The organism is Streptococcus pseudopneumoniae (genome assembly GCF_001074565.1).
GTDB lineage: Bacteria > Bacillota > Bacilli > Lactobacillales > Streptococcaceae > Streptococcus > Streptococcus pseudopneumoniae_J.
Genome location: NZ_JUQX01000045.1, coordinates 118094 through 143245, shown reverse-complemented (window position 1 = coordinate 143245; position 25152 = coordinate 118094). Strand labels below are relative to the sequence as shown.

At 40.7% G+C, this 25152-nt stretch carries 29 protein-coding genes; 8 read left to right on the top strand and 21 right to left on the bottom strand.

Annotated elements, in window-relative coordinates; all coding sequences use genetic code 11:
- From ADI74_RS07590 to tsaB, 6 genes are all read right to left on the bottom strand, one after another.
- On the bottom strand, positions 1-642 hold a 642-nt coding region (locus tag ADI74_RS07590; protein ID WP_049538073.1), incomplete at its 3' end, for a CPBP family intramembrane glutamic endopeptidase.
- Between the two features lie 66 nt (positions 643-708).
- Positions 709-912 carry a peptide pheromone VP1 gene (locus tag ADI74_RS07585; protein ID WP_049538072.1) on the bottom strand — a complete coding sequence of 68 codons (204 nt, stop codon included), beginning with the start codon at positions 910-912 and terminating at the stop codon, positions 709-711.
- Between the two features lie 283 nt (positions 913-1195).
- Positions 1196-2059 (bottom strand): Rgg/GadR/MutR family transcriptional regulator, encoded by an 864-nt coding sequence (locus tag ADI74_RS07580; protein WP_049538071.1) that lies wholly within the window; start codon positions 2057-2059, stop codon positions 1196-1198.
- Positions 2060-2163: 104 nt separating this feature from the next.
- Entirely contained in the window at positions 2164-3174 is a 1011-nt protein-coding gene (gene tsaD, locus ADI74_RS07575; RefSeq protein WP_049538070.1) for a tRNA (adenosine(37)-N6)-threonylcarbamoyltransferase complex transferase subunit TsaD, read from the bottom strand.
- Positions 3164-3601: a ribosomal protein S18-alanine N-acetyltransferase gene (rimI, locus tag ADI74_RS07570; protein WP_049538069.1), complete on the bottom strand. Its 438-nt coding sequence runs from the start codon at positions 3599-3601 to the stop codon at positions 3164-3166. The genes tsaD and rimI overlap by 11 nt, the downstream gene beginning before the upstream one ends.
- Positions 3598-4281 carry a tRNA (adenosine(37)-N6)-threonylcarbamoyltransferase complex dimerization subunit type 1 TsaB gene (gene tsaB, locus ADI74_RS07565; protein WP_049538067.1) on the bottom strand — a complete coding sequence of 228 codons (684 nt, stop codon included), beginning with the start codon at positions 4279-4281 and terminating at the stop codon, positions 3598-3600. Before tsaB ends, rimI begins: the two co-directional genes overlap by 4 nt.
- 187 nt (positions 4282-4468) lie before the next feature.
- On the opposite strand from tsaB, the gene cibA reads away from it, so the two are divergent.
- Positions 4469-4651: a fratricide two-peptide bacteriocin subunit CibA gene (cibA, locus tag ADI74_RS07560; protein ID WP_000180842.1), complete on the top strand. Its 183-nt coding sequence runs from the start codon at positions 4469-4471 to the stop codon at positions 4649-4651.
- Between the two features lies 1 nt (position 4652).
- Positions 4653-4796: a hypothetical protein gene (locus tag ADI74_RS07555; RefSeq protein WP_049538066.1), complete on the top strand. Its 144-nt coding sequence runs from the start codon at positions 4653-4655 to the stop codon at positions 4794-4796.
- A gap of 279 nt (positions 4797-5075) precedes the next feature.
- Here the strand turns inward: ADI74_RS07555 and ADI74_RS11245 are convergent, their stop codons facing one another.
- Entirely contained in the window at positions 5076-5291 is a 216-nt protein-coding gene (locus ADI74_RS11245; RefSeq protein WP_049538064.1) for a hypothetical protein, read from the bottom strand.
- A gap of 289 nt (positions 5292-5580) precedes the next feature.
- Here ADI74_RS11245 and ADI74_RS07545 point away from each other — a divergent pair, with 289 nt between their 5' ends.
- Both ADI74_RS07545 and rnjA read left to right on the top strand, forming a co-directional pair.
- Entirely contained in the window at positions 5581-5814 is a 234-nt protein-coding gene (locus tag ADI74_RS07545) for a DNA-dependent RNA polymerase subunit epsilon (RefSeq protein WP_000639588.1), read from the top strand.
- A 1-nt stretch (position 5815) separates the two neighbouring features.
- Entirely contained in the window at positions 5816-7495 is a 1680-nt protein-coding gene (gene rnjA / locus ADI74_RS07540) for a ribonuclease J1 (protein ID WP_000331964.1), read from the top strand.
- Between the two features lie 138 nt (positions 7496-7633).
- Here the strand turns inward: rnjA and mnmG are convergent, their stop codons facing one another.
- The 10 genes from mnmG to ADI74_RS07490 all read right to left on the bottom strand — a co-directional run bounded on the left by mnmG (position 7634) and on the right by ADI74_RS07490 (position 17146).
- Positions 7634-9547: a tRNA uridine-5-carboxymethylaminomethyl(34) synthesis enzyme MnmG gene (gene mnmG, locus ADI74_RS07535; protein WP_049538062.1), complete on the bottom strand. Its 1914-nt coding sequence runs from the start codon at positions 9545-9547 to the stop codon at positions 7634-7636.
- An 8-nt stretch (positions 9548-9555) separates the two neighbouring features.
- On the bottom strand, positions 9556-10011 hold the full coding sequence (locus ADI74_RS07530) for an NUDIX hydrolase (RefSeq protein WP_049538061.1): 456 nt from the start codon (positions 10009-10011) through the stop codon (positions 9556-9558).
- 140 nt (positions 10012-10151) lie between these two features.
- Positions 10152-11273, bottom strand: a complete 1122-nt coding sequence (gene mnmA / locus ADI74_RS07525) for a tRNA 2-thiouridine(34) synthase MnmA (protein WP_049538060.1) — start codon at positions 11271-11273, stop codon at positions 10152-10154.
- Between the two features lie 164 nt (positions 11274-11437).
- Complete coding sequence (locus ADI74_RS11340; RefSeq protein WP_080980381.1) at positions 11438-11644, bottom strand: hypothetical protein; 207 nt, start codon at positions 11642-11644, stop codon at positions 11438-11440.
- Between the two features lie 48 nt (positions 11645-11692).
- Complete coding sequence (locus tag ADI74_RS11335; RefSeq protein WP_049538059.1) at positions 11693-11905, bottom strand: hypothetical protein; 213 nt, start codon at positions 11903-11905, stop codon at positions 11693-11695.
- 439 nt (positions 11906-12344) lie between these two features.
- The gene (locus ADI74_RS07510) at positions 12345-13247 is read right to left on the bottom strand and encodes a hypothetical protein (protein ID WP_049538057.1); all 903 of its coding nucleotides are present in this window, start codon (positions 13245-13247) and stop codon (positions 12345-12347) included.
- A gap of 136 nt (positions 13248-13383) precedes the next feature.
- A complete protein-coding gene (locus ADI74_RS11435; protein WP_049538055.1) occupies positions 13384-13599 on the bottom strand; it encodes a hypothetical protein in 216 nt (71 codons plus the stop codon).
- A 473-nt stretch (positions 13600-14072) separates the two neighbouring features.
- The gene (locus ADI74_RS07500; protein WP_049538054.1) at positions 14073-14702 is read right to left on the bottom strand and encodes an ABC transporter ATP-binding protein; all 630 of its coding nucleotides are present in this window, start codon (positions 14700-14702) and stop codon (positions 14073-14075) included.
- Positions 14699-16807 (bottom strand): bacteriocin-associated integral membrane family protein, encoded by a 2109-nt coding sequence (locus ADI74_RS07495; protein ID WP_049538052.1) that lies wholly within the window; start codon positions 16805-16807, stop codon positions 14699-14701. Before ADI74_RS07495 ends, ADI74_RS07500 begins: the two co-directional genes overlap by 4 nt.
- A 54-nt stretch (positions 16808-16861) precedes the next feature.
- Complete coding sequence (locus ADI74_RS07490; protein ID WP_000737526.1) at positions 16862-17146, bottom strand: lactococcin 972 family bacteriocin; 285 nt, start codon at positions 17144-17146, stop codon at positions 16862-16864.
- Between the two features lie 378 nt (positions 17147-17524).
- Here ADI74_RS07490 and ADI74_RS07485 point away from each other — a divergent pair, with 378 nt between their 5' ends.
- Entirely contained in the window at positions 17525-18388 is an 864-nt protein-coding gene (locus ADI74_RS07485) for a helix-turn-helix domain-containing protein (RefSeq protein WP_001268190.1), read from the top strand.
- A 15-nt stretch (positions 18389-18403) separates the two neighbouring features.
- Here the strand turns inward: ADI74_RS07485 and ADI74_RS07480 are convergent, their stop codons facing one another.
- Entirely contained in the window at positions 18404-19027 is a 624-nt protein-coding gene (locus ADI74_RS07480; RefSeq protein ID WP_042767626.1) for a LysM peptidoglycan-binding domain-containing protein, read from the bottom strand.
- Between the two features lie 241 nt (positions 19028-19268).
- Here ADI74_RS07480 and sdaAB point away from each other — a divergent pair, with 241 nt between their 5' ends.
- From sdaAB to ADI74_RS07465, 3 genes are read left to right on the top strand one after another with little or no spacing between them, the layout of a single operon-like run.
- Positions 19269-19940, top strand: a complete 672-nt coding sequence (sdaAB, locus tag ADI74_RS07475; RefSeq protein WP_042767625.1) for an L-serine ammonia-lyase, iron-sulfur-dependent subunit beta — start codon at positions 19269-19271, stop codon at positions 19938-19940.
- Positions 19941-19948: 8 nt separating this feature from the next.
- Complete coding sequence (sdaAA, locus tag ADI74_RS07470; RefSeq protein ID WP_042767623.1) at positions 19949-20821, top strand: L-serine ammonia-lyase, iron-sulfur-dependent, subunit alpha; 873 nt, start codon at positions 19949-19951, stop codon at positions 20819-20821.
- A 27-nt stretch (positions 20822-20848) separates the two neighbouring features.
- Positions 20849-21478 (top strand): HAD-IA family hydrolase, encoded by a 630-nt coding sequence (locus tag ADI74_RS07465; protein ID WP_042767622.1) that lies wholly within the window; start codon positions 20849-20851, stop codon positions 21476-21478.
- Between the two features lie 124 nt (positions 21479-21602).
- Here the strand turns inward: ADI74_RS07465 and ADI74_RS07460 are convergent, their stop codons facing one another.
- From ADI74_RS07460 to ADI74_RS07450, 3 genes are all read right to left on the bottom strand, one after another.
- The gene (locus ADI74_RS07460) at positions 21603-22025 is read right to left on the bottom strand and encodes a DUF805 domain-containing protein (protein ID WP_042767620.1); all 423 of its coding nucleotides are present in this window, start codon (positions 22023-22025) and stop codon (positions 21603-21605) included.
- A gap of 248 nt (positions 22026-22273) precedes the next feature.
- Positions 22274-24124 carry a nucleoside-diphosphate sugar epimerase/dehydratase gene (locus tag ADI74_RS07455; RefSeq protein WP_049538048.1) on the bottom strand — a complete coding sequence of 617 codons (1851 nt, stop codon included), beginning with the start codon at positions 24122-24124 and terminating at the stop codon, positions 22274-22276.
- Positions 24125-24199: 75 nt separating this feature from the next.
- Positions 24200-25030 (bottom strand): glycosyltransferase, encoded by an 831-nt coding sequence (locus ADI74_RS07450; RefSeq protein WP_049538046.1) that lies wholly within the window; start codon positions 25028-25030, stop codon positions 24200-24202.
- Positions 25031-25152: the final 122 nt, after the last annotated feature.

The following is a 25152-nucleotide window of genomic DNA, read 5'->3' as shown; positions in this document are numbered from 1 at the left end:
AATGCCATTGTAGACTATGTGCAGTCCAATAGGCCAATAAATGGACTTTGTCACTCTAAATAAGACTGCAAATATGAGACCACCACCCATATATGAGAAAAAGTCTGTCAAAACCCAACCATGATTACTAATGTGCAAGATTCCAAACAAAGCAGCCGAACCGAGCACATCCAGTCCCCATTTCTTCCCTTTTTCCAGAGCGGTCATCACCAACCCACGATAAATTATCTCTTCAAAAATGGGACCTGCAATTACAGGATAGAAAAAATACATTAAAAATGCCGTAGCTCCTGTAAAAGTAGGAGCAGCATGTTGATAAGAAATTTCATTTCGAGTAGGTGGGAAAAGAAAAAAGGTAACGAAATTCCAAATAACAAAAGCAAGCAGAGCTAAAAATGAATAGACAAGATAGGATCCTTTAAACTTTCTACTGTTGATTTTTTGCCATTTTCCCGACCAAATCATAGCAATAAGAGCAAATAAAACCACAAGAAAATTCAACATCATATCCGACAGATAATAGGTAAAGTCAGATAGACCAGTAACAAGGTTGCTGCGTAAAACTAGACCACTGAACTTCTGGTCAGCAATAACTAGTAGAAAAGCCATAATAAAGTAGTGACGTGAGATTATCTTTTTCATTCTATTTTCTCCTATACTATGAAATAAAGACAGCCCCTACCCAAGAAAAGGCAAGGGCTTTGGATATTAATAACGTCGGCGGTCATAATCAGAGTCAGGTTTATCGTTAAAATATTTCTGCCAGAAATTAGTGATTGACCAAGGTGTCCCGAAACCTCCCCAGCCTCCACCGCCTGGGATAACAGCAGCATACACAAGGTCTCCTCCGTAAACCGCCTCTAACTCCATTTCTGTTAACTCCATTGTTTCTGCAAATTGTAAATTCAACATATTTACACTCCTTCAACTATTTTTATTTGTAAACCACTTCTGCGACCTAGGATTTGCTTCAAATGTCTTACAAGGACAGTATAACACGAAAATTGTCTTATTTTAGAAAATCGCATATTTGATATTTTTTCTTATAGAAATTTCACATTTGCGATTTTTATAGAATTGACTCTTTCACTGATATAATATGGTTACTATTAGATAGGAGGACACAAAATGAAGAAACAAGTCTTAACATTATCGACAATCATTGCTGAGATTATTATCATTTTCCCATTTCTAACTAATCGATAACTTCTTTGTATTGCTGTAAGCGTAGTTCAAAAAGAGCTGTTAATTGTGGATTTTCTAATATTTGCAGAGATTGGATAAAGTGTTCAATCTCTTTTTGATTGCTTCCCTTGGTTTGAAGGAAAATGCTCATCTTCTTTAAAAATTGCCACAGTAATTTCTCAAAAACATCGTATGGTCGGAGCATACTCTCCAACTCAGCTTCAAAGATTGGGATGTAGGAGAAAAGTTTGCGCTCCATGAGCTCTGAGATGATATTGAGATAGCCACCTTTCAAATACAATCGATTGTGCACTAACTCTTTAAATTCCTTGGATTTTTCAAGCAAAGAGGTAGATAAAAAGATTAGATCTTGATTGCTCAAGAAAGGCATGGTATTGCAAAAGATATAGAGTTCAAACCAGGTCCAAGACTCGATAGCATAGAGATAAGTGGTTAAAAACTCACTATCCTCCTCTGCTAGTGGGTAGCTTTTATCCAGTGAATGGATGGCATCTTTGATCACAATAGCGTTCAAGCGACGATAGGTCTGCGCCATCTGTTCTTGCTCGACTTCCTCCAACAGTTGCTCTAAGCCCTCTATATCTTGATGGGCAAAACGATCCACAACCCTTCTACCAAATTTCATATGTGGAGATTCTTGATAGTTGTTGAGCTTATGCCCAAATTCATCGAAGGTCACATTTATCCCTTGGATAGCTAGGATCAACTTATCCGCAGACAGCATAGACTGCCCTAGTTCAAACTTGGATAGCTGGGATGCTGTTAGTCCAGCACAAGCCACATCTGACTGCTTGAGTTTTCTCGCCAAGCGCAATTCCTTGTAAAATTCTCCCAATTCCATTCTCTCAATCATCTTGCCACCTCTTATTTTTTATATATTATATCATTATTTGCAATCATTTGTCAAAATATTCTGACATTTAAGAGGAACAACAAAGCCAGCCTAAAGCTGACTCTTTATTCTATAGTATCAAAGACGAGACTTGGTTTGGCATTGAGATCCAAGCCTGCAAAGTTTTCTTTGTTCCACTCGCTGACGCTGGCATAGGCAATCATGCCTGCATTGTCTCCGCAGAGACGCAGGGGTGGAATGATGACCTTGACATCTGTGATTTCGGCTGCCAAGCGTTCTCTGAGACCTTTATTGGCTGCTACACCACCTGCGACAACAAGGGTTTTAACAGGATATTTCTCTAAGGCTTTCTTGGTCTTTGCCATGAGAATATCCAGGACAGCTGCTTGGAAGGAAGCACACAAGTCCTCTGTAGACAGGCTTTCTCCCTTTTGCTCAGCATTGTGGTGAAGATTGATAAAGGCAGACTTCAAACCTGAGAATGAAAACTCCAGATTGTCTTCCTTGATCATGGCACGAGGAAAGTCATAAACATCCTGCCCCTGATGGGCTAGCTCGTCAATTTCGCGACCTGCTGGATAGGTCAATCCCATGACACGGCCAACCTTATCATAGGCCTCCCCAACTGCATCGTCTCGTGTCTCCCCAACAATCTTGTAATCCCCAGCCTCTGACACATAGACCAACTCTGTGTGACCACCACTGACCAAGAGGGCTAGCAAGGGAAAGTCCAAAGGCTCCACGCTCTGAGCGGCCATGAGGTGGCCAGCCATGTGGTTAACGGGAATCAGTGGAAGTCCATGTGCCCAAGCAAAGGCCTTAGCAGCTGACAAACCAACTAGTAAGGCTCCGACCAAGCCAGGTCCATAGGTAACCGCCACAGCTGTCACGTCCTCTTCGGTAATTCCTGCTTCTGCCAGAGCCTCCTCGATACAGGCTGTAATGACCTCGACATGGTGACGGCTAGCTACTTCTGGCACTACGCCCCCAAAACGTTTGTGGCTCTCAATTTGACTCGCAATGACATTGGACAAGAGCTGGTCGTCGTTTTTTAAGACGGCGACACTAGTCTCATCACAGGATGTTTCAAATGCTAAAATATATCTATCCTTCATCTACTTCTCTCTTCATGATAATGGCGTCCTCGACTGGGCCATGGTAGTAGGCCTTTCGCTCAGCGATAACCGCCATCTTTTCTTTCTTGTAAAATGCTTGCGCTTGATGATTTGATTTTCTAACTTCGAGGAAAATTTCCTTATCCGTCGGCAATGTTGCAAACAAGGCTGACGCAATTCCCTGCCCTTGATAGGCTGCTTTGACAGCGATTTGTAGGACTTCTGCTTCAAAGAGATTCTCCTGAACGGCTAGAAATCCAATCAATTCTGCTCCATCATAAGCCAGAGCATACCAAGTCTGGTCTTGGGACAGGTCTGCTTGGATTTGCTCCAAAGTCCAAGGACTGACTGAATAAACATCTACCATAACAGCATAGATAGCTTGAGCCAAGTCAGGTTGCAGTTGGATTCGTTTAATCTCTATCATAGGCGTTTAATGTAGGACTCCCCAGACTCGGTGTGGTTCTTAAGCCAATTTTCCTCAGCCTCAACACGTTTGAGGTAGTTAGGTACAAAGTCATGTAAAGAATCTGCTTCCTTATCCCAGGCCCAAAGAGCTAGATTAGCTGCATTTGGAAAAGTTTCTTGGTAGTTGGCTTGTGGCAACTGTTCTTCAATTTGTTCCACAAAGGCTCCAACTTCTCCGACAAAGGTCACCTGTTCGGTATCTTTGACTTGCTCCAAAACTTCCGCAAATGACAAGTGGGCTTCTGGAAAGACTGATTGGGCTTTTTCATAAAACCCTGCGTAAACATTGTTGCGACGTGCATCCATCAGGGGAACAAGTAAGCCTTCTTGTTGGCGTGGTACCAAAGCCAAGAGGCTAGACATGCCAACTAACTCGATGTTCAGGGTATGAGCCAAGGTCTTGGCAGTTGCTACCGCAATTCGCAAGCCCGTGTAGCTACCTGGCCCTTCAGCGACCACGATTCGATCCAAATCCTTAGGTGTCCAATCCAAACTTGCCATCAAAAAATCAATGGCAGGCATGAGGGTAATACTGTGATTTTTCTTGATATTGATTATGGTCTCGGCAAGAACCTGCTTATCCTCTAAAATAGCGAGAGAAAGAGCCTTGCTAGACGTATCAAAAGCTAATACTTTCATAACACACTCCTATCTTTTTGTCTGTTTACTATTATACTACAAAAGCTGACGCATGGGAATTTTCTTTGCCCCAAACAAAAAAACCTGCCACTTAGACAAAGAGGGTGGCAAAAAAATCAAAAAAGTTCTAGCTTTTTTCTATCTTTTCCGAATATATAAGTGAACAAGAAAAAAGGAGGAAAGTTCAATGACAAATTTTGACGTTCTTGACAATCAATTTTTATCGTTATCTGAAAATGAATTATCAGATATTGATGGTGGTCTCGCTCCCTTAGTTATCTTTGGAGTAGCAGTATCTTGGAAAGCTATTGCAGGCGGGACAGCACTTGTAGGGTCTGGTTTGGCAGCTGGTTATTTTTTAGGAGGTTAGTATGATGAAAGGTTTGGATCAGTATTGTTCAATTTCTAATAAAGAATTGCAAGGAATCAAGGGTGGTTTTGGTGTAGGTGTTGGTATAGCTTTATTTATGGCTGCTTACACTATCGGGAAAGATCTTCGTAAGAAATTTGGATAAGTCATGTTAGATAAAAGACACATTTTTAGAAGGGTAAATTTTATTCTCTTCATCTCTTACAGTTTTCTCAGCATTTTCAATGATTTAAACATAACCAGAATCCCCTTACCAATTGATTTATCTGTTTGCATTATTTTCTTTTTATGTTTTAACTCGATTCTCGACGTTAGAAATCATCGTCATAACAATAAAGATAGCACCTAAAAATAGAAAAATCCGCCCCATCTATCAAGACGAGGTGGACTTTTCGTATCTGTTTATTTAGATGAATAATTGAGCTCAAACATTTAAACCAAAATGAAAAACGAGCCAGACAACATAGGTGACAAGAAGGAGAAAAATTGAATAGAGTGTCACAAAAGCAAGCTTCCAAAGGAATTTTGTTTTGCGGTGTTCTAGATACGTAAAAATAAGATTTCCACCATATACACAGGCTACAAAAACTATAAACACCAAGAGGCGACCCCCTACTGCAAATTCAAACAAACTAAACATCCTTAATCCTCCTTGTTTAAAAGCTATAGGGAATATTCCCATCCATAAACTTCCCTTTCTCTTTCTATTATAACACCTAAGTACTCTCCGACCAAATCCTACCTGTCTTTTTGCTCCTTCTTCCCCTCCCGACTTTCTCCATTTCCGTCTTTTACTAATTTTTCATTTTGTGGTATAATTGAAATAATTGTAACGAATCAAGGTCAATCTAGACACAAAATGGAATGAAATCAAGCAAATCTCTGCTAAAAGTTTGGAATAAGCTGACCTGTAAATAGAAAGGAACTATATGATTTACAAAGTTTTTTATCAAGAAACAAAAGAACGTAGCCCACGTCGTGAAACAACACGCTCACTTTACCTAGACATCGATGCCAGCTCAGAACTTGAGGGCCGTATCGCTGCTCGCCAACTTGTCGAAGAAAACCGCCCAGAGTACAACATCGAGTATATCGAACTCTTGTCTGACAAATTGCTAGATTACGAAAAAGAAACTGGCGTCTTCGAAATCACGGAGTTCTAATATGGCCTATACTCTTAAACCTGAAGAAGTCGGCGTTTTTGCCATCGGTGGTCTGGGAGAAATCGGGAAAAACACATACGGAATTGAATACCAAGACGAGATTATCATCGTCGATGCTGGGATTAAATTCCCAGAAGATGACTTGCTGGGTATCGACTATGTTATCCCCGACTACTCTTACATCGTAGACAATATTGACCGCGTCAAGGCTGTTTTGATCACACACGGACACGAGGACCACATCGGTGGGATTCCTTTCCTTCTCAAACAAGCAAATGTCCCTATCTACGCTGGACCGCTTGCCCTAGCTTTGATCCGTGGAAAACTCGAAGAACACGGCCTCTTGCGCAACGCCAAACTTTACGAAATCAACCATAACACTGAGTTAACCTTTAAAAATCTCAAGGCAACTTTCTTTAGAACCACTCACTCCATTCCAGAGCCTTTGGGGATTGTCATCCATACTCCTCAAGGAAAAATCGTCTGTACGGGTGACTTCAAGTTCGACTTCACTCCAGTTGGTGAACCAGCGGACTTGCACCGTATGGCTGCCCTTGGGGAAGAAGGCGTGCTCTGTCTCCTCTCTGACTCGACAAATGCGGAAGTACCAACCTTTACCAACTCTGAAAAAGTCGTTGGCCAGTCCATCATGAAGATTATCCAAGGCATCGAAGGTCGTATCATCTTTGCATCCTTTGCCTCAAATATCTTCCGTCTCCAGCAAGCAACAGATGCTGCTGTTAAGACTGGACGCAAGATTGCGGTCTTTGGTCGTTCTATGGAAAAGGCCATTGTCAACGGGATCGAGCTTGGCTACATCAAAGCTCCTAAGGGAACCTTTATCGAGCCAAATGAAATCAAAGACTACCCTGCAGGCGAGATTCTCATACTCTGTACAGGTAGTCAGGGTGAGCCGATGGCAGCCCTCTCTCGTATCGCCAATGGAACCCACCGTCAGGTGCAACTCCAACCCGGCGATACTGTTATCTTCTCTTCTAGCCCAATCCCTGGAAATACCACTAGCGTCAACAAATTGATTAACACTATTTCTGAAGCTGGTGTCGAAGTTATCCACGGTAAAGTGAACAATATCCATACATCTGGACACGGTGGTCAGCAAGAGCAAAAACTCATGCTCCGCTTGATTAAGCCGAAATACTTCATGCCTGTCCACGGTGAATATCGTATGCAGAAAGTCCACGCTGGACTAGCGGTGGATACGGGTGTCGAGAAGGACAATATCTTTATCATGAGCAATGGTGATGTGCTTGCTCTTACTGCTAACTCAGCCCGTATCGCAGGTCACTTCAATGCCCAAGACATCTATGTCGATGGAAATCGTATCGGTGAAATCGGCGCTGCTGTCCTCAAAGATCGTCGTGATTTATCTGAAGACGGTGTCGTTCTAGCAGTCGCAACTGTTGACTTTAAATCGCAGATGATTCTGTCTGGCCCAGACATCCTCAGCCGAGGCTTTGTCTACATGAGAGAGTCTGGAGACTTGATTCGCCAAAGTCAGCGCATCCTCTTCAACGCTATTCGTATCGCACTAAAAAATAAGGATGCTAGCGTACAATCTGTCAATGGTGCCATTGTCAACGCCATTCGCCCCTTCCTCTATGAAAATACAGAACGTGAACCGATTATCATCCCGATGATCCTCACACCAGATGAAGAATAAATTATAAAACAGCCCCATCTTCGGAGCTGTTTTTCTCTATGCCTTCTTTTGAGATTAAAACTCAATAAAAATCGAAATCAGACTAGAAGGCTAGGCGAAAGCATAACTTAAGTTAGGTGAGCCGAAGCCGACGACGTATCATTTTGATTTTTGAAGAGTTTTAGAAATACTACGATTTTTACCTTCCAGATACACCATCAAAATAGAAATGTCTGCTGGGTTTACTCCCGAAATACGGCTGGCTTGGCCGATGGTTTCTGGATTGATGAGTTTGAACTTCTGACGAGCTTCTGTCGCGATAGAATCAATATCATCCCAATCAATATTGGCTGGAATGCGTTTTTCTTCCATGCGCTTCATCTTGGCAACCTGGTCCATAGCTTTGGAAATATAACCTTCGTACTTGATTTCTGTTTCAATCAATTCGATAATCTTATCATCCAATTCCTCTGCAGCTGGCCCGATGAAAGCCACCACATCCTGGTAAGAGACTTCTGGGCGACGGAGAAATTCCTTGGCTGTCACGGCATCCGTCAATGGCTTGAATCCCATCGCTTCAACCTTAGCATTGGTTTCCTTGACTGGCTTGAGTTTGATGCTATCTAAACGAGCCATCTCATTGTCAAATTGGTTTTTCTTAATCTCAAAGCGAGCCCAACGTTCATCGTCCACAAGGCCAATCTCGCGCCCCATCTCTGTCAAACGCATATCGGCATTGTCATGACGGAGAATGAGACGGTATTCAGCACGACTGGTCAAGAGACGGTAGGGTTCAATGGTTCCCTTGGTCACCAAGTCATCAATCATGACCCCAATATAACCGTCGCTTCGCTTCAAAATCAACTCAGGCTTGCCTTGGATTTTCAGAGCCGCATTGATACCCGCGATAATCCCTTGGCCAGCAGCTTCTTCGTAACCTGACGTTCCATTTGTCTGACCTGCAGTGAAAAGACCTGAGATTTTCTTGGTTTCCAGAGTGGCACGTAACTGGTGAGGCAAGACCATATCGTACTCAATAGCATAACCAGTTCGCATCATCTCAGCATTTTCCAACCCTTTGATAGAATGAACTAGCTCACGCTGGACATCTTCAGGTAGACTGGTTGAAAGACCTTGGACATAAACTTCCTCTGTGTTGCGTCCTTCTGGTTCAAGGAAGAGCTGATGGCGTTCCTTATCCGCAAAGCGCACAATCTTATCCTCAATCGACGGACAGTAACGAGGCCCCACTCCCTTGACCACACCTGTAAACATAGGCGCACGGTGGAGGTTATTTTGGATAATTTCATGACTGGTACCGTTGGTATAGGTCAACCAGCATGGCACCTGATCCTTGACATAGTCTTCATCACGTGACGTGTATGAGAAGTGATTAGGCACTTCATCTCCTGGCTGAATCTCTGTCACGTCGTAGTTGATAGAAGAGGCCTTGACACGTGGAGGGGTTCCTGTCTTGAAACGACCGATTTCGAGGCCCAGTTCCTTGAGATTGTCAGCAAGGTTAATAGAAGCTAGGCTGTGGTTAGGACCTGACGAATACTTGAGATCCCCGATGATGATTTCTCCACGGAGGGCAGTCCCCGTTGTCACAATTACAGCCTTAGCAGCATACTCTTGATGGGTCGCCGTCCGCACACCAACAACCTTACCATCTTCCACCAAAATCTCATCAATCATGGTTTGACGAAGGGTCAGATTTTCTTGATTCTCAACTGTCTTGCGCATTTCCTTAGAGTAAAGCTCCTTGTCAGCCTGCGCACGAAGGGCGCGAACAGCAGGTCCTTTCCCTGTGTTGAGCATCTTCATCTGGATGTAAGTCTTGTCAATATTCTTGGCCATTTCACCACCGAGGGCATCGACTTCACGCACAACAATCCCCTTGGCAGAGCCACCGATAGAAGGGTTACAAGGCATGAAAGCCAGCATTTCAATGTTGATGGTCGCAAGCAAGACCTTACAGCCCATACGGCTGGCAGCTAAGGAAGCCTCGACCCCAGCGTGCCCCGCACCGATTACAATAATATCGTATTCTTCAGTAAAATTATAAGTCATTTTCTCTCCTATTCCTCAAGATGAATGTGTCGCAGTTGGCCGTCCCAAGCTGGTAGAGCTGTTTTCAAAAAGGCTGGAACTAGTTGGAAATCCTCAAGCTTGTCTAAGTCAATCCACTCACAGGGCTGCCTTTTCTCATCTTCCTGCATGGTTAAAGGAGCGTCCTCCAGTAGATCAACTAGATAATGAAATTCGATGTTGTGATAGGAAACACCGTCCTGTTCAAAACGATTCTCAACTACAAAGGCTAGTCGCCCAGCCTCAGCTTTGACACCTAGTTCTTCCCTCACTTCACGGACTACCGCTTCTTCCGTTCTTTCATTGGCTTGGATGGCACCACCGATAGTGTAATACTTTCCCTCATCTTTGGTAACTAGGAGTTTGCGATTTTGAAGAATCAAGGCTGTCGCCCGAACACCAAAGACCGTGTTCCCCACTTTGGTCCGAAAATCCACTTGAGTCATCTCTTTCCTTTCCCTTAAACGACACAAAAACAGTCAAAACTCCAAAGAAGTGCAGGACAAAAAGACCTGCAACATCCATGAGCTTTGACCATCATTTCTATTGCTGTTATTATTGTAGCAAATTGAGAAAATTTGTCAAACTATATATACTGACAAACTTGTCCGTCACGGTAGGCGTTGTCAATCAAACCACCGCCAAGACACTCATCGCCATCGTAAAAGACAACTGCCTGTCCTGGTGTGATCGCGCGTTGCGGCTCTGCAAAGATGACTTCTGCCTTGTCGCCTTTGACATGTACAGTCACCTTAGAATCAGGCTGACGGTAGCGGAATTTAGCCGTACATTCGAGCGTGAATTCCTCTGGCATGTCACGAGTAAAGTGAACTTGACTGGCCTCTAGGCTGGTTGACATGAGCGAATCATGGTAGAAACCTTGTCCGACATAGAGGATATTCTTGCTGAGGTCTTTTCCGACAACGAACCACGGCGCATTGTCCCCACCGTGTTGACCACCGATACCAAGTCCGCCACGCTGACCGATTGTATAGTACATCAGACCTGCATGCTCACCCATATCGCGACCATCCACAGTCATCATACGACCAGGCTGGGCTGGTAGGTAGTTGCTGAGAAAGTTTTTAAAGTTCTTTTCTCCGATAAAACAAATCCCTGTCGAGTCTTTCTTCTTGGCAGTCGCAAGGCCTGCTTCTTCTGCTAGTTTTCGTACTTCAGGCTTTTCCAAATGCCCCAGTGGAAACATGGTTTTTTGGAGTTGTTCTTGCGAAAGTTGACTGAGGAAATAGGTCTGATCCTTGCCATTGTCCACGCCTCGAAGCATGTGAACGATGCCATCCTCATCACGCGCCACTCGGGCATAATGCCCAGTCGCTACGTAGTCTGCACCCAAGGTCATAGCATAGTCCAAAAAGGCCTTGAACTTGATTTCCTTGTTACACATCACATCTGGATTTGGCGTGCGCCCTGCACGGTATTCCGCTAGGAAATACTCAAAGACGCGGTCCCAGTACTCTTTTTCAAAATTGACAGAGTAGTAAGGAATGCCGATCTGATCTGCCACCGCAGCCACATCCTTGTAATCTTCGGTCGCCGTACAGACGCCGTTTTCATCTGTGTCGTCCCAGTTCTTCATGAAGATACCGATCACATCGTAGCCCTGCTCCTTGAGCAAAAGAGCTGTCACCGACGAATCAACACCACCACTCATCCCCACGACAACACGTGTTTTAGAGTTATCACTCATGGTAAGTCTCCCATCTATTCGTTTATTCACGATTGAAGGTCGTGTGTGCTTTAACGATTGAAGGTCGCTTGAGCAGTATTCATTATAACATGCTTGGTTGGAGAAGACAAGGAAGAGGCTGTCAATCGACCAACCTCTGTTTTTAAACACAGTTCAAATCCAAGCTATTCTTTATAGAAAAAACTCCTATAAATTCGAGCAATAGTTAAAACACAAACAAATATAATTCCCAAAATAGATAATACTATTTTCACAAAACTCATTTCAGAACCTATTACATAGATATGAAAAAGAGGGGCTAGTCCTACACATAGAGACAATAGATAACTAATAAATCTTATCTCACCAATTCCTGCAAAAAAATGTTTCATTTTAACTATCCCAATTTTACCTTTCGTCTTAATAATCCTCTAGCAAATCTATTGACTTCTCTTTTTTTTGAAAAATCTTGATAGCAAATTTACTCCACTTAAAGCCATTAAAATTTCAATGGGCAAAAAATAGTAATCCCATATCAAATGAGAAATCAGCAAAGTTAGAAATAGTATACAATCAATATAACTATTCTTAAAATATTCTGTAATTACATAGTACAGCAATGCCACAACCACTGAAATTAAAACTACCATCATAATACTATCATCCTGTCCTTCTCACTGACGCTATTTCCAAAATTTAATTTTTTTTGAAACTTAGTAATGAAATTACAATTAACAAAACACCTAAAATAAATAAAAATAGCTCCCAAACTTTATCCTCAGTTTTAATAAAAGGTATAAGATACATACTAACCAATATGGCACTTGCTCCTAAAATAGCAAATATTAGTCTAACTTTATCACTTAGTCGAATCATTTTCTATCCTCATAAAATAAGTAAGTGCTCCATTTAGTGCAACGTTTCTCCAAAAAGAAAGTAAGCCATTGTGTAGCATTAAGTTACATCATCTCTTCATCACCTAGATAAGATGCTCTTTTTTGCCTAATCATATTTTATAGACGAACAAATTTGTAAACCTAATTACTTGAAATATCTTCAAATAACTTCACTTATTAAACTTACAAGACGAATCTAGATTATCTTCTTATTGCTAATAAATATCCTTCTAGATTTCATCTTATCATATTCTCTATTCATACAGAAATCAAAATTTTGCCTTAACCAACTTGTATAATAGAAAAAATCTAATTGATTGATTCTGATAAGCCGTATTCTAATTTTATCAACCTTTTCTTTCCAGTTGTTATTGTTACTAATAGAAATCTCATACATCAGTAACTCGACAAGACCTGTACACAGAAGGGTGTTCTGAGAATCTTTGATTTTTTTCAAAATATCCTCAAAGAATTCACTTTCCGTTAAAAAGGTGGATTGGTTAATCGCATCATACAGCTGTAGAGACATTAAGTCAGAATAAGTTAGCTCTGATTTTTGTATTTTATCCTTTAACGTTTTCGTCAAATCACTTTCAAACGAATCTTCTTTTTGCCATTTGTTTTGATTAAAAAGAAATTCCGTCTTATTAAAAACGAGATGGTTGATATCCATTATAGTCCAGAAAAATATTGTAGTAAGCATGATGATAGCAAAAGGAATTTTCAAAATAAATACTAGGATAATAGCAATTTCAAGAATAAAACTCCATATAATTCTAGATTTCAAATCATCAGTAGACAAACTTTTACGATGGAATGAAAAATAGGGTGAGAATCTCACATTTACTCTCTTCCTTCTTATAAAAATAAAGGGAAAAATCGTAATAAGACCTTCTTTCTTGTATAAATCTTTCAATGCATATAGTAGGTCTAAAACTATTTTTGAGAAAATCAAACTACAGAAAGTAAGACCCATACTGATAACAAAATCAAGGGGAATTTCTAGATTCAATGGCAAGTTATTCACTAGGACATGCAACTCTAACCACAAGACCAAAAAAGGGAGCATTAATAAGAAAACAATTAGTTTACGCATCATAATTTTAAAGTATCCCGATCATCTTTTTAATTTTATATAAATCATCATAGCTGTCATTTTCAATGCCACAGAGCACTTTCTGTAATTCAATATTTGATAAAGCAGAGTTTTAAACCCTGCTTTATTGATAAAAACTTTAGTCATCATCGTCTCTATAAAAATATTTTCTATACACTCTTGATAATACCAAAATTAATGCCAATATCATACCAAGAACTATAATAATAGAATTGATTAGATTTATTTTAGTATATCCAATCACTAGTCCAATAATTGGACTAGTAGACATGCTTAGATATAATAAAAATAACAAAAAATGAATTTCACCAATTCCTGCAAAAAAATGTTTCATGTAACGATTCTCCATTTAATACATTAAATCAGTTTTATTTTAGAGTATCATAAAATAATCAATCCTTCAACAAAATCCATTGTCGAAATACTATTCTAAACCATTGATCGTCCAGATTTCCCAGAATAGAGCTGTCCTAACCATCGAATAGGTCAAATACATACATATCCATATAATTCTAAGCTTAGAACTGCTATAAAATAAATGTTTTATGAGTTTTCTAGATCTTTGACTGCTTAAAATTTTACGTTCTGAAGGATTCTAAAGCTAGAATAGCTCAAAAATCACGAGAACTAAGGTATTCGAAGCTTAAGAGGCATACGATTTCCATAGGAGGTAATTTTAGGGAATCTCCTAAAAACAACCGATTTTCTATTTTTATCCATCAAAAAATATTGATAAATGAGTGTTTTAAAATTAAATTTTAAAGGTATCTTTAAGTTTAAAGATTTTTGATAAGATTTCTGTATTTTTCACAATTCAATGACTCGATGGCACTGTTCGGCCACATAGGCATCGTGGGTAACGATAATGACCGTTTTCCCTTCCTTGTTCATATCTAAGAGAAAATTTAAAACCAAATCTCGATTTTCAGGATCTAGAGAACCGGTTGGTTCATCTGCTAAAAGGAGCTGACTCGGTTTTAAAATGGCTCTAGCAACTGCGATTCGTTGCTGTTCCCCTCCAGATAACTCTGAAACCTTCTGATGTAGAGTTGATGACAATCCCACTCTCTCTAAAATTTCTTCTATCTTTTTGACTTTGTCCTTCTTGGATAATTTTACATACTTTAGAGCGAGCATGAGATTATACTCTACTGTTTCATTATCAATCAGAGCAAAGTTTTGAAACAGATAGGAGATATGTTCGCGGATAATCGCTTGCGACTTAACAGAATTGACAGGTACATTTTGCTGACCGAAAATTTCATAATGTCCACTGTAATCGCCATCTATCAAACCCAAAAGATTTAACAAGGTTGACTTGCCACTGCCACTTTTCCCAACAATGGCAACTAAATCTCCTTGGTTAATTTTTAGAGATAAATTCTCCAAAATAACTTTTTTCCCAATGGTTTTCGTAACATTTTCCAACTTTATCATAAGATGTCCCCTTTCAATAACTGCACTACATTTCGTTTTTCCATCTTAGAGCCCAAGAAAAGCACAAACAGGATATCTAAGCCTGTAAATCCTGCAAAAAGTAGGAGCGGGAAAAGTGCCTGTGTAAAGAATAGCAGGACTACAAAAGGGAGGCTATATACCAACAAGAGAATCCTCAAGAAAGAACGATACCGATCTATCAATTTCCAACCCATGAACTTCTTGGTGATGATATCTGTTCGCTTCAATAAGAAAGTTGTTACTAGTAAGAAGTAGGAAATCATCATACTAAGAAGACCAACCAAAGCAAAGAGTATGTTGAAATTCCGAACAGCATCTCGATAAGAATCTACTTTATCTTGTTGAATGGCTTGAATAGATGAAAATTTTAAATAATTCCCATCTGATAATTTCCCAACTAACGCTGTCACCTCTTTTTGGTGTTGAGCCGTATTTTCGATTTTAATCGGGTTATTTAAACCTGTTGTTGACAGGCGAGCTTTTTCATCCCACATCATATCAGAATCATTGACCAAGCTAATAATTGGATTGTAGAGATTTTCCTTTCGCTTATCACTATATGGAAAGAACGACCAATCTCCTTCATAATAGGCAATCTCGACATCCATCTCCTCTATCGTTCGTTTTTGCTGCTCTTCATACTTCATCGAAAGATAGGCAATTAATTTCCCCAAGAGCTGATTTTTATCTTCTTCACCTTTCGTACTTGCTGGCATCAAAATAACTTTTTTTGCGCCGGTATCTGGTAACTTGAATCCCTGACTTTCTAAAAAATGACGGTTGGCATAGTAAACAGTTAGCATATCAGCCAGTTGATACCGCTGCACTTGTTCTGCAGTGGCAAAATTTTTTATAGGCAGGTTGCTAGTTTGCACATAGCCCGCCTGCGTTTTTTCTACCAAATCCTGATAAAATCGATAGAAATAATCCACTGCTTGCCCTGAGCCTGCCAACTGCTCTTGCCACAGGTTATCATTGAGTTGGAAAGTTTCCAAGGTCAGATAATTTCCTTGACTGATCCACTGTTTCTGGTAATCCAACTCTTTGTTTTCTTGCTCCAAACTTTTTCCTACCCCAACTAGCAAGACTGTCAGTAAAATGGTAGTTCCAATTTTCATCAAATAATTAAAGAGTAAACCAAATTTAAAAGATGAAAAACTTTTCAGCAGAGAGCTGATTGTCATTTTTTGGATCAAGAGATAGGTCAACCAACTGATAAAGAGATAAAGCTGCAAAAGCAAAAAATGAGACAACCACAGCATAGGGAACAAATCTTTCGGCTTATAATCAAGCAAGAAAAACACCCCTAGATTAATCACAAGCGCCCCACCTAGGAGGAGGTAGAGGTTGCCTTTCACAACATCAGCTAAAACAGCCCGATCTTGAAAACCAAGTAATTTTTGTACCCCAACTCTTTTCATCTCCATCATTGGCTGATACACTGTTACTAAGACAAGAAGCAAAATAGCCAAGACAAAAATAATAGCAGATAAGAGCAAATCTCGATTTAAGACTTCCACTGCACTTTTGTAGGTTGGCTCTAGCAAGGTAGTCTGGTCAGTCTTGAAAAAATCACTCCACTTCTGTAAAATCTGATCTCTATCCATCTCTTGAGCCGAACTAATCGTGTAGCGACCATTTAAACTACGAGATGTATCCTTGATGTAGGCTTGAAAAGTCATAAGCTGAATAGGCTTGGCTTTTAGAAAGGTCGGAATCGTACCAAGTTTATTGGAAATTTCTTTATTACTGTAGACTCCTTCACCATCTGTGGTAAAACCAAGGGAAGAAATCCCAAACTCTTGGTAGGGGAAGGTATCTTTATCAAAAACACCAGACTTGATTACCTCATCACCACTGTCTGTTTTGATGATGGATACTTTGTATTCCTTTGATACATACTCAAAAAATCGAAGAACAGATTCTGCAGGTTCATTGACATCTTTCAAGTATACATCCAAAGAACTCGCTGTCTTTCCCATTTCCTGAATCCGAACTACTTCTCGTGTATAGTTTACATTAAAAACAAAGAAAGTGGTACACAGAAGCAGTAGTAACATACAGAAATTACTGATTTTTTTCATAAAGATACCTCCAATAAAGTTCTCCCTCTCCTAATAGGAGAGGGAAAATTTCACTTAAAATCCATAGAAATATTCTAATCCTGTTGGCGGAATTTTAGTAAGGGAAGCTTGTGCCCAAACCCTAGGACCCTGACGATCCTTAGAGATTCTACCTCCATGTCGGACAGTTGCTGTATGAGAGCGAGTAGAATGTAAATAATCAGAATATCCAAAAGTTCCTGTCCAACCTACTCCATAGTTCCATTGACCACCATCTACCCATACTGCTAAAGCATTTGTCGTAGCAAGCAGACCACATGCCATTACGGTTGCGACACCAATTTTTACTAATTTTTTCATGATATTTTCCTCACATCTTATATCTTGAACTGTTTCACAGAAACAGATGAATTGGTTCATTTGTAAACATTGAAGTCCATTGGACTCACCTTCCTTTCGTTTTACTTAATCAAAATTTTATAAGAGCCATCCCCAAGGGAAGAAAATAACCATCCATAACATAAATAACAACAGACGATATACTTTTTTATACATTTGATACCCCCTTAGTACTTCATCATCTTGATTATAAAATACAATATACCTTGTCGTAAAATTTGTTAACCTTTTTCACAAATTTATTTTAGATTTCTTTTTTACTTTTTATATTACTATGATACAATATTTTTAATCAGTTTCAATTTATTGTTAACTTTTTTCACAAATAAGGAGGGAATCATGCGCTACGATTTTGGAAATGTTTATAAAGAAATCCGTGAGTCAAAAGGATTGACTCAAGAAGAGGTCTGTGGGGGTGTTCTCTCAAGAACCAGCCTATCAAAAATAGAAAGTGGCAAGACAACTCCAAAATATGAGAATATGGAATTTCTTCTCCAGCAAATTAATATGAGTTTTGAAGAGTTTGAATATATTTGCCATCTCTACCACCCAAGTGAACGATCAACTATCATGCAGACTTTTCTAAAAATGGCTTCTATTAGTGGTACGAGCGACTTAAGTAAATTACTCAAAAAATGCCAACATTATCTAAAAACACATCATGATTTTCCCATCCAGCAGTTGCAAGATATGCTCGAAATCGTTATCTACATCCGTGAAAATGGGATAGAAAAATTGTCAAGTAAGGTTGACAACATTGTAAACAGATTATGGGATAAGATTGAGAAACAAGATACTTGGTATGAGAGTGACCTCAAAGTCCTTAATACCATTCTCTTTGCTTTTCCTATGGAGTATATTCATCAGATTACCGAAAAAATTCTCGAACGACTAGAGGTTTATAAACACTATAGTCCTGTCTTTCAGCTTCGTATGATGTTGCTTCTGAATCTCTCAACTCTTTATCTTTACAATGGTGATAAGTTGCTTTGCAAACAGCTTTGCTACACTCTCTTAGAGGAGGCAAAAGCAAGCAAACAGTACGATACACTTGCGTTTTCCTATATTCGTATCGGCATTTGTGCTAATGATGCTCAGTTGATACAGAATGGACTCTCCTTAGCTAAACTAGTAGAAGATGAACACTTACTAACAGAGCTAGAGCGAGAAGTTAACATCTTTGTAAACAAAAAAGAGCCCTAAAGGACTCTTGTATTCTTAATACCAACCGTTGTTAAGCCAGAAGTTCTTGGCAGCTGTCCATGAACCGTAACGTCCTGCAACGTAGGCATCTGCTACACGTTCTTGGTTTTCAGCTGAGTAGTCACCGTTCAAGTATGAATCTGTCAATTGGTAACGTCCGATGTAACGTCCGTTTGTAGCAGTGTAGCTACCACCTGATTCTTTTTGAGCGATCCATTCTTTGGCTTCTGCTTCAGAACCACTTACAGTAGAAGCTGCTGCAGTGTTGCTTTCTGCTGCTGGAGTTGCAGGTGCAGCTGGGGCTTCATAAGTTGTTGTTGCTGCTGGAGCTTCTTCAACTGTTTCTGTAGCTACTGGAGCTGTTTCTTCCGTTGTTGCTGCTGGAGCTACAGTAGAAGCTGTTCCTTCAATAACCAAAACTTGGTCAACATAGATAAGGTGAATATCTTTAATGTTGTTTTTTGCCGCCAATTTTTCAACAGTTGTGTTGTACTTCTCAGCGATTTCTGAAAGAGTATCACCTGATTTAACTGTGTAAGTTACAGTTTCTTGGGCAGATGCAAGTGATGGAGCAAAGAAAGCAAGCAAAGCTGCTACTCCTGCGATAGTTGTTTTAATTTTTTTAGTTGTTAATGACATATCTAAAAATTCTCCTTTTTATCTATGATACTATTCTACTCCTCGAATGTTACCGTTGTTTAACGGTTTTATGTAGAAATATTACAAAAATGTTTTATATTTACCGTTTTATGGAGGTTTTTGTCACAAAAGACCTTATTTTATACTATCTTTAATCATTTTAAGCTTTTGATAAGGGAAATAAGCGCAGAGGTCCATTCTTTGATATAATAGATATAAGAATCTTTGTAAGGGGAAACAGATGCACTCACTTCGTTTTCAATCTGTCTTTGACATTATCGGACCAGTTATGATTGGCCCATCAAGTAGCCATACTGCTGGAGCTGTTCGCATCGGGAAAATCGTCTCTTCCATCTTTGATGATACGCCGACAGAAGTCGAATTCCATTTATTTAATTCATTTGCCAAAACCTACCGTGGTCATGGAACCGACCTTGCTCTCGTCGCTGGTATATTAGGTATGGATACGGACGATCCCGACATTCCAAATAGCCTAGAGATTGCCCATAAACGCGGTATCAAGATTGTCTGGACCATTCAGAAGGACAGCAATGCTCCTCATCCTAATACCACTAAAATTACTGTGAAGAATGAACACAAGTCCATTAGTGTGACAGGAATTTCCATCGGTGGAGGAAATATCCAGGTTACGGAACTTAACGGCTTTGCTGTCTCTCTCAACATGAATACCCCGACCATCATCATCGTGCATCAGGATGTTCCGGGTATGATTGCCCATGTCACAGAAGCCCTCTCTCGTTTCGATATCAACATCGCACAGATGAATGTGACTCGAGAAAAAGCTGGAGAAAAAGCCATCATGATTATCGAAGTCGATAGTCGAAGTTGCGAAGAGGCGATTGAAGAAATCCGAAAAATCCCTCATCTCCACAATGTCAATTTCTTTAAGTAGGAGGAAACATGTTTTATTCTATCAAAGAATTGGTTGAGCAAGCAGATCTAGACTTCCAAGGAAATGTCGCCGAACTCATGATTGCAACCGAATATCAACTAACCGGTCGAGAACGGCCAGAAGTTCTCCTCCTCATGGAACGCAATCTAGAAGTCATGAAAGCCTCTGTCGAGCTCGGCCTCAGTGAAAACAAATCCCGTAGTGGCTTAACAGGCGGAGATGCGGCCAAACTAGACCGCCATCTCAAAAGTGGCAAGGCCTTGTCGGACTTTACCATCCTATCAGCAGCCCGTAATGCCATCGCGGTCAATGAACACAATGCGAAGATGGGCTTGGTCTGCGCCACTCCAACCGCAGGAAGTGCTGGCTGTCTGCCAGCCGTTCTCACTGCTGCTATCCAAAAACTTGACCTTAGTCACGAAGAACAGCTGGATTTCCTCTTTGCTGCTGGTGCCTTTGGACTAGTCATCGCGAACAATGCCTCTATCTCAGGTGCTGAAGGTGGCTGTCAGGCCGAAGTTGGCTCTGCCTCTGCCATGAGTGCCGCAGCCTTGACCTTGGCTGCAGGTGGAAGCCCCTATCAGGCTAGCCAAGCCATTGCCTTTGTCATTAAAAATATGCTAGGCCTTATCTGCGATCCCGTCGCTGGTTTGGTTGAAGTTCCCTGTGTCAAACGCAATGCCATGGGGGCTAGTTTTGCCTTTATCGCGGCTGATATGGCCTTGGCAGGTATCGAGTCTAAAATCCCTGTTGACGAAGTCATCGATGCCATGTATCAGGTCGGATCAAGCCTCCCAACTGCCTTTCGTGAAACGGCTGAGGGTGGACTCGCCGCCACACCTACTGGTCGCCGCCTACAAAAAGAAATCTTCGGAAAATAAGCTTATCTATATCTATTAGGAGAAACTATGCCCTCTATCTCAGCAGTCTTTTTTGATCTAGACGGAACTCTGGTTGACAGTTCCATCGGGATCCACAATGCCTTTACCCATACCTTTAAAGAGCTAGGAGTTCCAAGCCCTGATGCCAAAACCATTCGTGGTTTTATGGGACCGCCCCTTGAAAGTAGTTTTGCAACATGCCTTCCCAAGAAACAAATCCCAGAGGCTGTGCAGATATACCGCTCTTACTACAAGGAAAAAGGAATCCACGAAGCCCAACTCTTCCCCCGAATAACGGAATTGCTTCAAGAGATTTCGCAAAACTACCCTCTCTACATCACTACAACAAAGAATACTCCGATTGCCCAGGATATGACTAAAAATCTGGGAATCCATCATTTCTTTGATGGCATTTACGGCTCTAGTCCTGAAACGCCGCACAAGGCGGATGTCATCCGTTACGCCTTGCAGACGCATCAACTGCCTGCAGACCAAGTTCTCATCATTGGCGACACCAAGTTTGATATGATCGGAGCCCAAGAAACTGGTATTAAAAAGTTCGCTGTTACTTGGGGATTTGGAGAAGAGGCTGATTTACTCAGCTATCAACCTGACTGGATTGCCCGTACCATTGATGATATCATTAGCCAGCTCTAACCATACAAAAATACTCCTAACACTAGTGAACTAGGTTAAGGAGTATTTTTTTGTATAGGTTGCTACTATAAGCGATTATTTGCTGGGAAACGACTCAGCCGTTTTTAACTAGACTAAAAATATCCTAATATTTTCGTACCATGTCTTCAAACTGAGAGTCTTCCTTATTTTCTTTATTTTTGTCACTATTTTTTATCACTTTTTCTCCAAATCGTTGACTTGGCATAGCGAGCATAACGAGCAGTGTTACTGCACCCAAAGGAACAAATACAATAAAGATATAGGCCCAATGGATACCCACATCTCGTAAGCGACGTACTATCAGTGCTAGTAGAGGAACAAACTCTACTATAAACAAAATAATACACATACTGAAGACCGCAATATTCCTGATGGCTTTATCAGATTCTAATCCCGTGAATAGCGAGTAGTAGGCGGGCAAGAAAATTACCATATTTAGCAGCCAAACCCACCAAAATTCTGGACGTGTGGAACGACCAGAAAAATTTGCATAGCCTTTGAAAAAACTCCTAATAGCACTCAGCATACAAAAATCTCCTTTTGACTTTAATACTTATTTCGCAAAGTTATGTTACCAGCTAAAAATAGAGGTAGTTTTTAGATTGTCTGAAATCACTCTCCTGATAGATCACATAACATCGTCCCTTGAATAGTTGCGCTTATTAAACCTTTGAAATATCCGACGTCCTCTACTCTCTATTTATAAAAACCAGCTTTCTGATTTCCTCAGAAAACTGGCGATAGTTGTTTCATTATGAAGGTAGATGAACACTCTTACTCAGCATGAGTTGTCTCATTCGCAAAAGAAATGATCGCTTCTTTGAGCTCATCTCCGCTGAGTGAACGGAACTCCTCTATTTTTTGATTGATGGCTTCTAGAGGCATGACATTTACCTTACCAACGAAGATCTTGTCCATGACTTGGTTATCAACCAATTCGGTCGAAACCAAGAGTTCTTCATAGAGTTTTTCCCCTGGGCGAATTCCAACTTCAACGATTGGAATTTCACTTTCCGTGTGTCCGCTTAGAAGAACCATTTTCTTAGCCAAGTCATAGATTTTAACCGGTTTGCCCATGTCTAGGATAAAGACTTCTCCGTCCTTGGCATAAGCGCCAGCATGGATTACCAGACGACTGGCCTCTGGAATGGTCATGAAGTAACGTGTCATACGGAAGTCTGTCACCGTTACCGGACCACCTTCAGCAATCTGACGTTCAAAGACAGGAATCACGCTACCACGACTACCAAGAACATTCCCAAAACGAACTGCACAGTAGGTTGATTTGCTACGTTGGTTAAAGCCAGTGACAATCAATTCTGCCACGCGCTTAGTTGCACCCATAACATTCGGTGGATTGACCGCCTTGTCAGTCGAAATCATGACCATCTTAGGTACTTTGGCTTCATCAACAGCCTTGGCAACATTGTAGGTACCGAGGATATTGTTCTTGAAGGCTTCTTTTGGATTGCGTTCCATCATCGGAACGTGCTTGTGGGCTGCAGCATGGTAAACAATGGCTGGTTTGTACTGCTCAAACACCTGCAAGAGACGGTCATAGTCCTGAATATCTGCAATAACAGGAACATAATCAATCCCTTGGAATGTACGGATCAATTCATGATAAACGAGATAGATTGAGTTTTCACCATGTCCAAGCAAGACGATACGCTCGGGATTGAAGCGGCTAACTTGACGACAAATCTCTGAACCAATCGAACCACCAGCTCCTGTCACCAAGATGGTCTTGCCTGTAATCTCAGTACCCAGACGCGATTCGTCGAGACGAATCTCCTGACGGCCCAAAAGGTCTGTGATATCAATTTTTTGGAAACCACTACCTGGTTGATGGAGTCCTTGAACGACTGTCTCAACCTTAGGCATCTTGTAACATTTGACACCTAGCTTATTACACATCTGTAAGATGCGTTCGTACTCTGATGGGTCAAGCGAAGGAATCGCTACGATAACACGCTCGATTTGGTGACGTTTAGCTAATTCAGGTAGATTATCATAAGAGCCCAAAACTGGGATTCCACCTAGTTTTTGTCCCTTTTTCTTTTCATCGTTATCCAAAATCCCCACTAGCTCAAGGTCGCTAGTTGGGTGTTGGTAGCTGTTCATAAAGAGGGCACCACCATCACCAGCACCAATCAAGAAGGTCCGACGGTGTTCTCCATCTCCACTACCTTTTTTACGTTTAGAATAAATCAACTGCCAAGTGATACGAGGAAGCAAGATAAGGAAGGTACTCAACAAAATGAAGAGTACGATGAAACGGATAGAAAACAATGGAAGGAAGGCATAGCAGATTCCATAAGAAAGAACACTGCTGAGCATCACTCCGAAAAAGATTTTCATGAAATCCGTAATCTTGCTATAACGACTAATACTAGCATTTAGCCCCCAAAACGCAATCATGATTTGATAGAGGAGGAAGGCTAAAAGAGTGTAGATCACGTAATCCACAGGCGCAGGATTTATAAGGCCATAAAACAAGATATAAGATACGATGATGGAAACCACCATACTCAGAATATCGAATATCCCCCAAAACACTTGTTTTTGCTGTTTATTTAAAATTTCAACCAGATCAATCACATAATCTGTTAGTTTTTTATTCATAGGAATTTACTCCCCCTTAAAAGAGTCAGATGATACTGTTGTTATGATAGCCTAAATCATTCAGTCTATCGGGGCTTACTTTCTCTTTCTTAAAAGTTTGACGAAGATAAACTGACGTACAAAGCCTGGACAAAGTGCAACAATTGCCTGAATGGCTACACTTTTAGCATATTCCATGTAAGAAATTTGCCCTCGCTCAAGCATCCTTTGGCGAGCCTGACGATAGAGTTTAAGGTAACGCGATCCACCCCGACGCTCAAACATCCCTGCACCGACACGAACCTTACACAAGATTTGATCTAGGTTCCCAGTCTTGGCACCTGCAGCAATCATATTGAGCCAAAGGAGGTCATCCTCCATGTAAAGGCCATCTTCATAGTTGCCAGCCTTGAGGACCATGTCCTTTTTAAACATGACTGTCATATGGTTAAAGGCGCTTCTCATTCTCTGATAAGCCACAATGTCTGCATGCTGAGTTGGAACACGACGATAAGACACAATCTCATCTGGATTGTCAATGAACTCTGCGATATGCCCACCTAAGAGATCGAGATCTTCTTTCTCCATTAGCTGAAGCTGTTTCTCAAAACGATCCGGAACGGCTAAATCATCCGTATCCATGCGGGCAATAATGTCATGCTGGCACTGTAAAACACCGTATCGAAGAGCCAAGCCTAAACCTTGGTTTTGTTCTAAGGGGCACCGTTTCACTGGAATGTCTGACTGAGCTGCCACTTCTTCTAGCACCTGATAGAGTTCGGGTGTGAGCGGCCCGTCCTCAACAAGAACAAGTTCACTCGGTTTCAAGGTCTGGTTTTGAACACTTTTGATAGCATCTCTTAAAAACGTCGGATTTTCCTTTACATAGACCGACATCAAGACGCTGATTTTTTGCTTTTCAGGCACAATTTTTCTCCAATGTATAGATTTCCTTCCACTATTTTATCACAAATTCTCCTAGTTTCCTATTTTTATATCAAATCAAGGAAAATTCTAGTAAAGAAATCTGTCTCTTTTCACTTTATTTT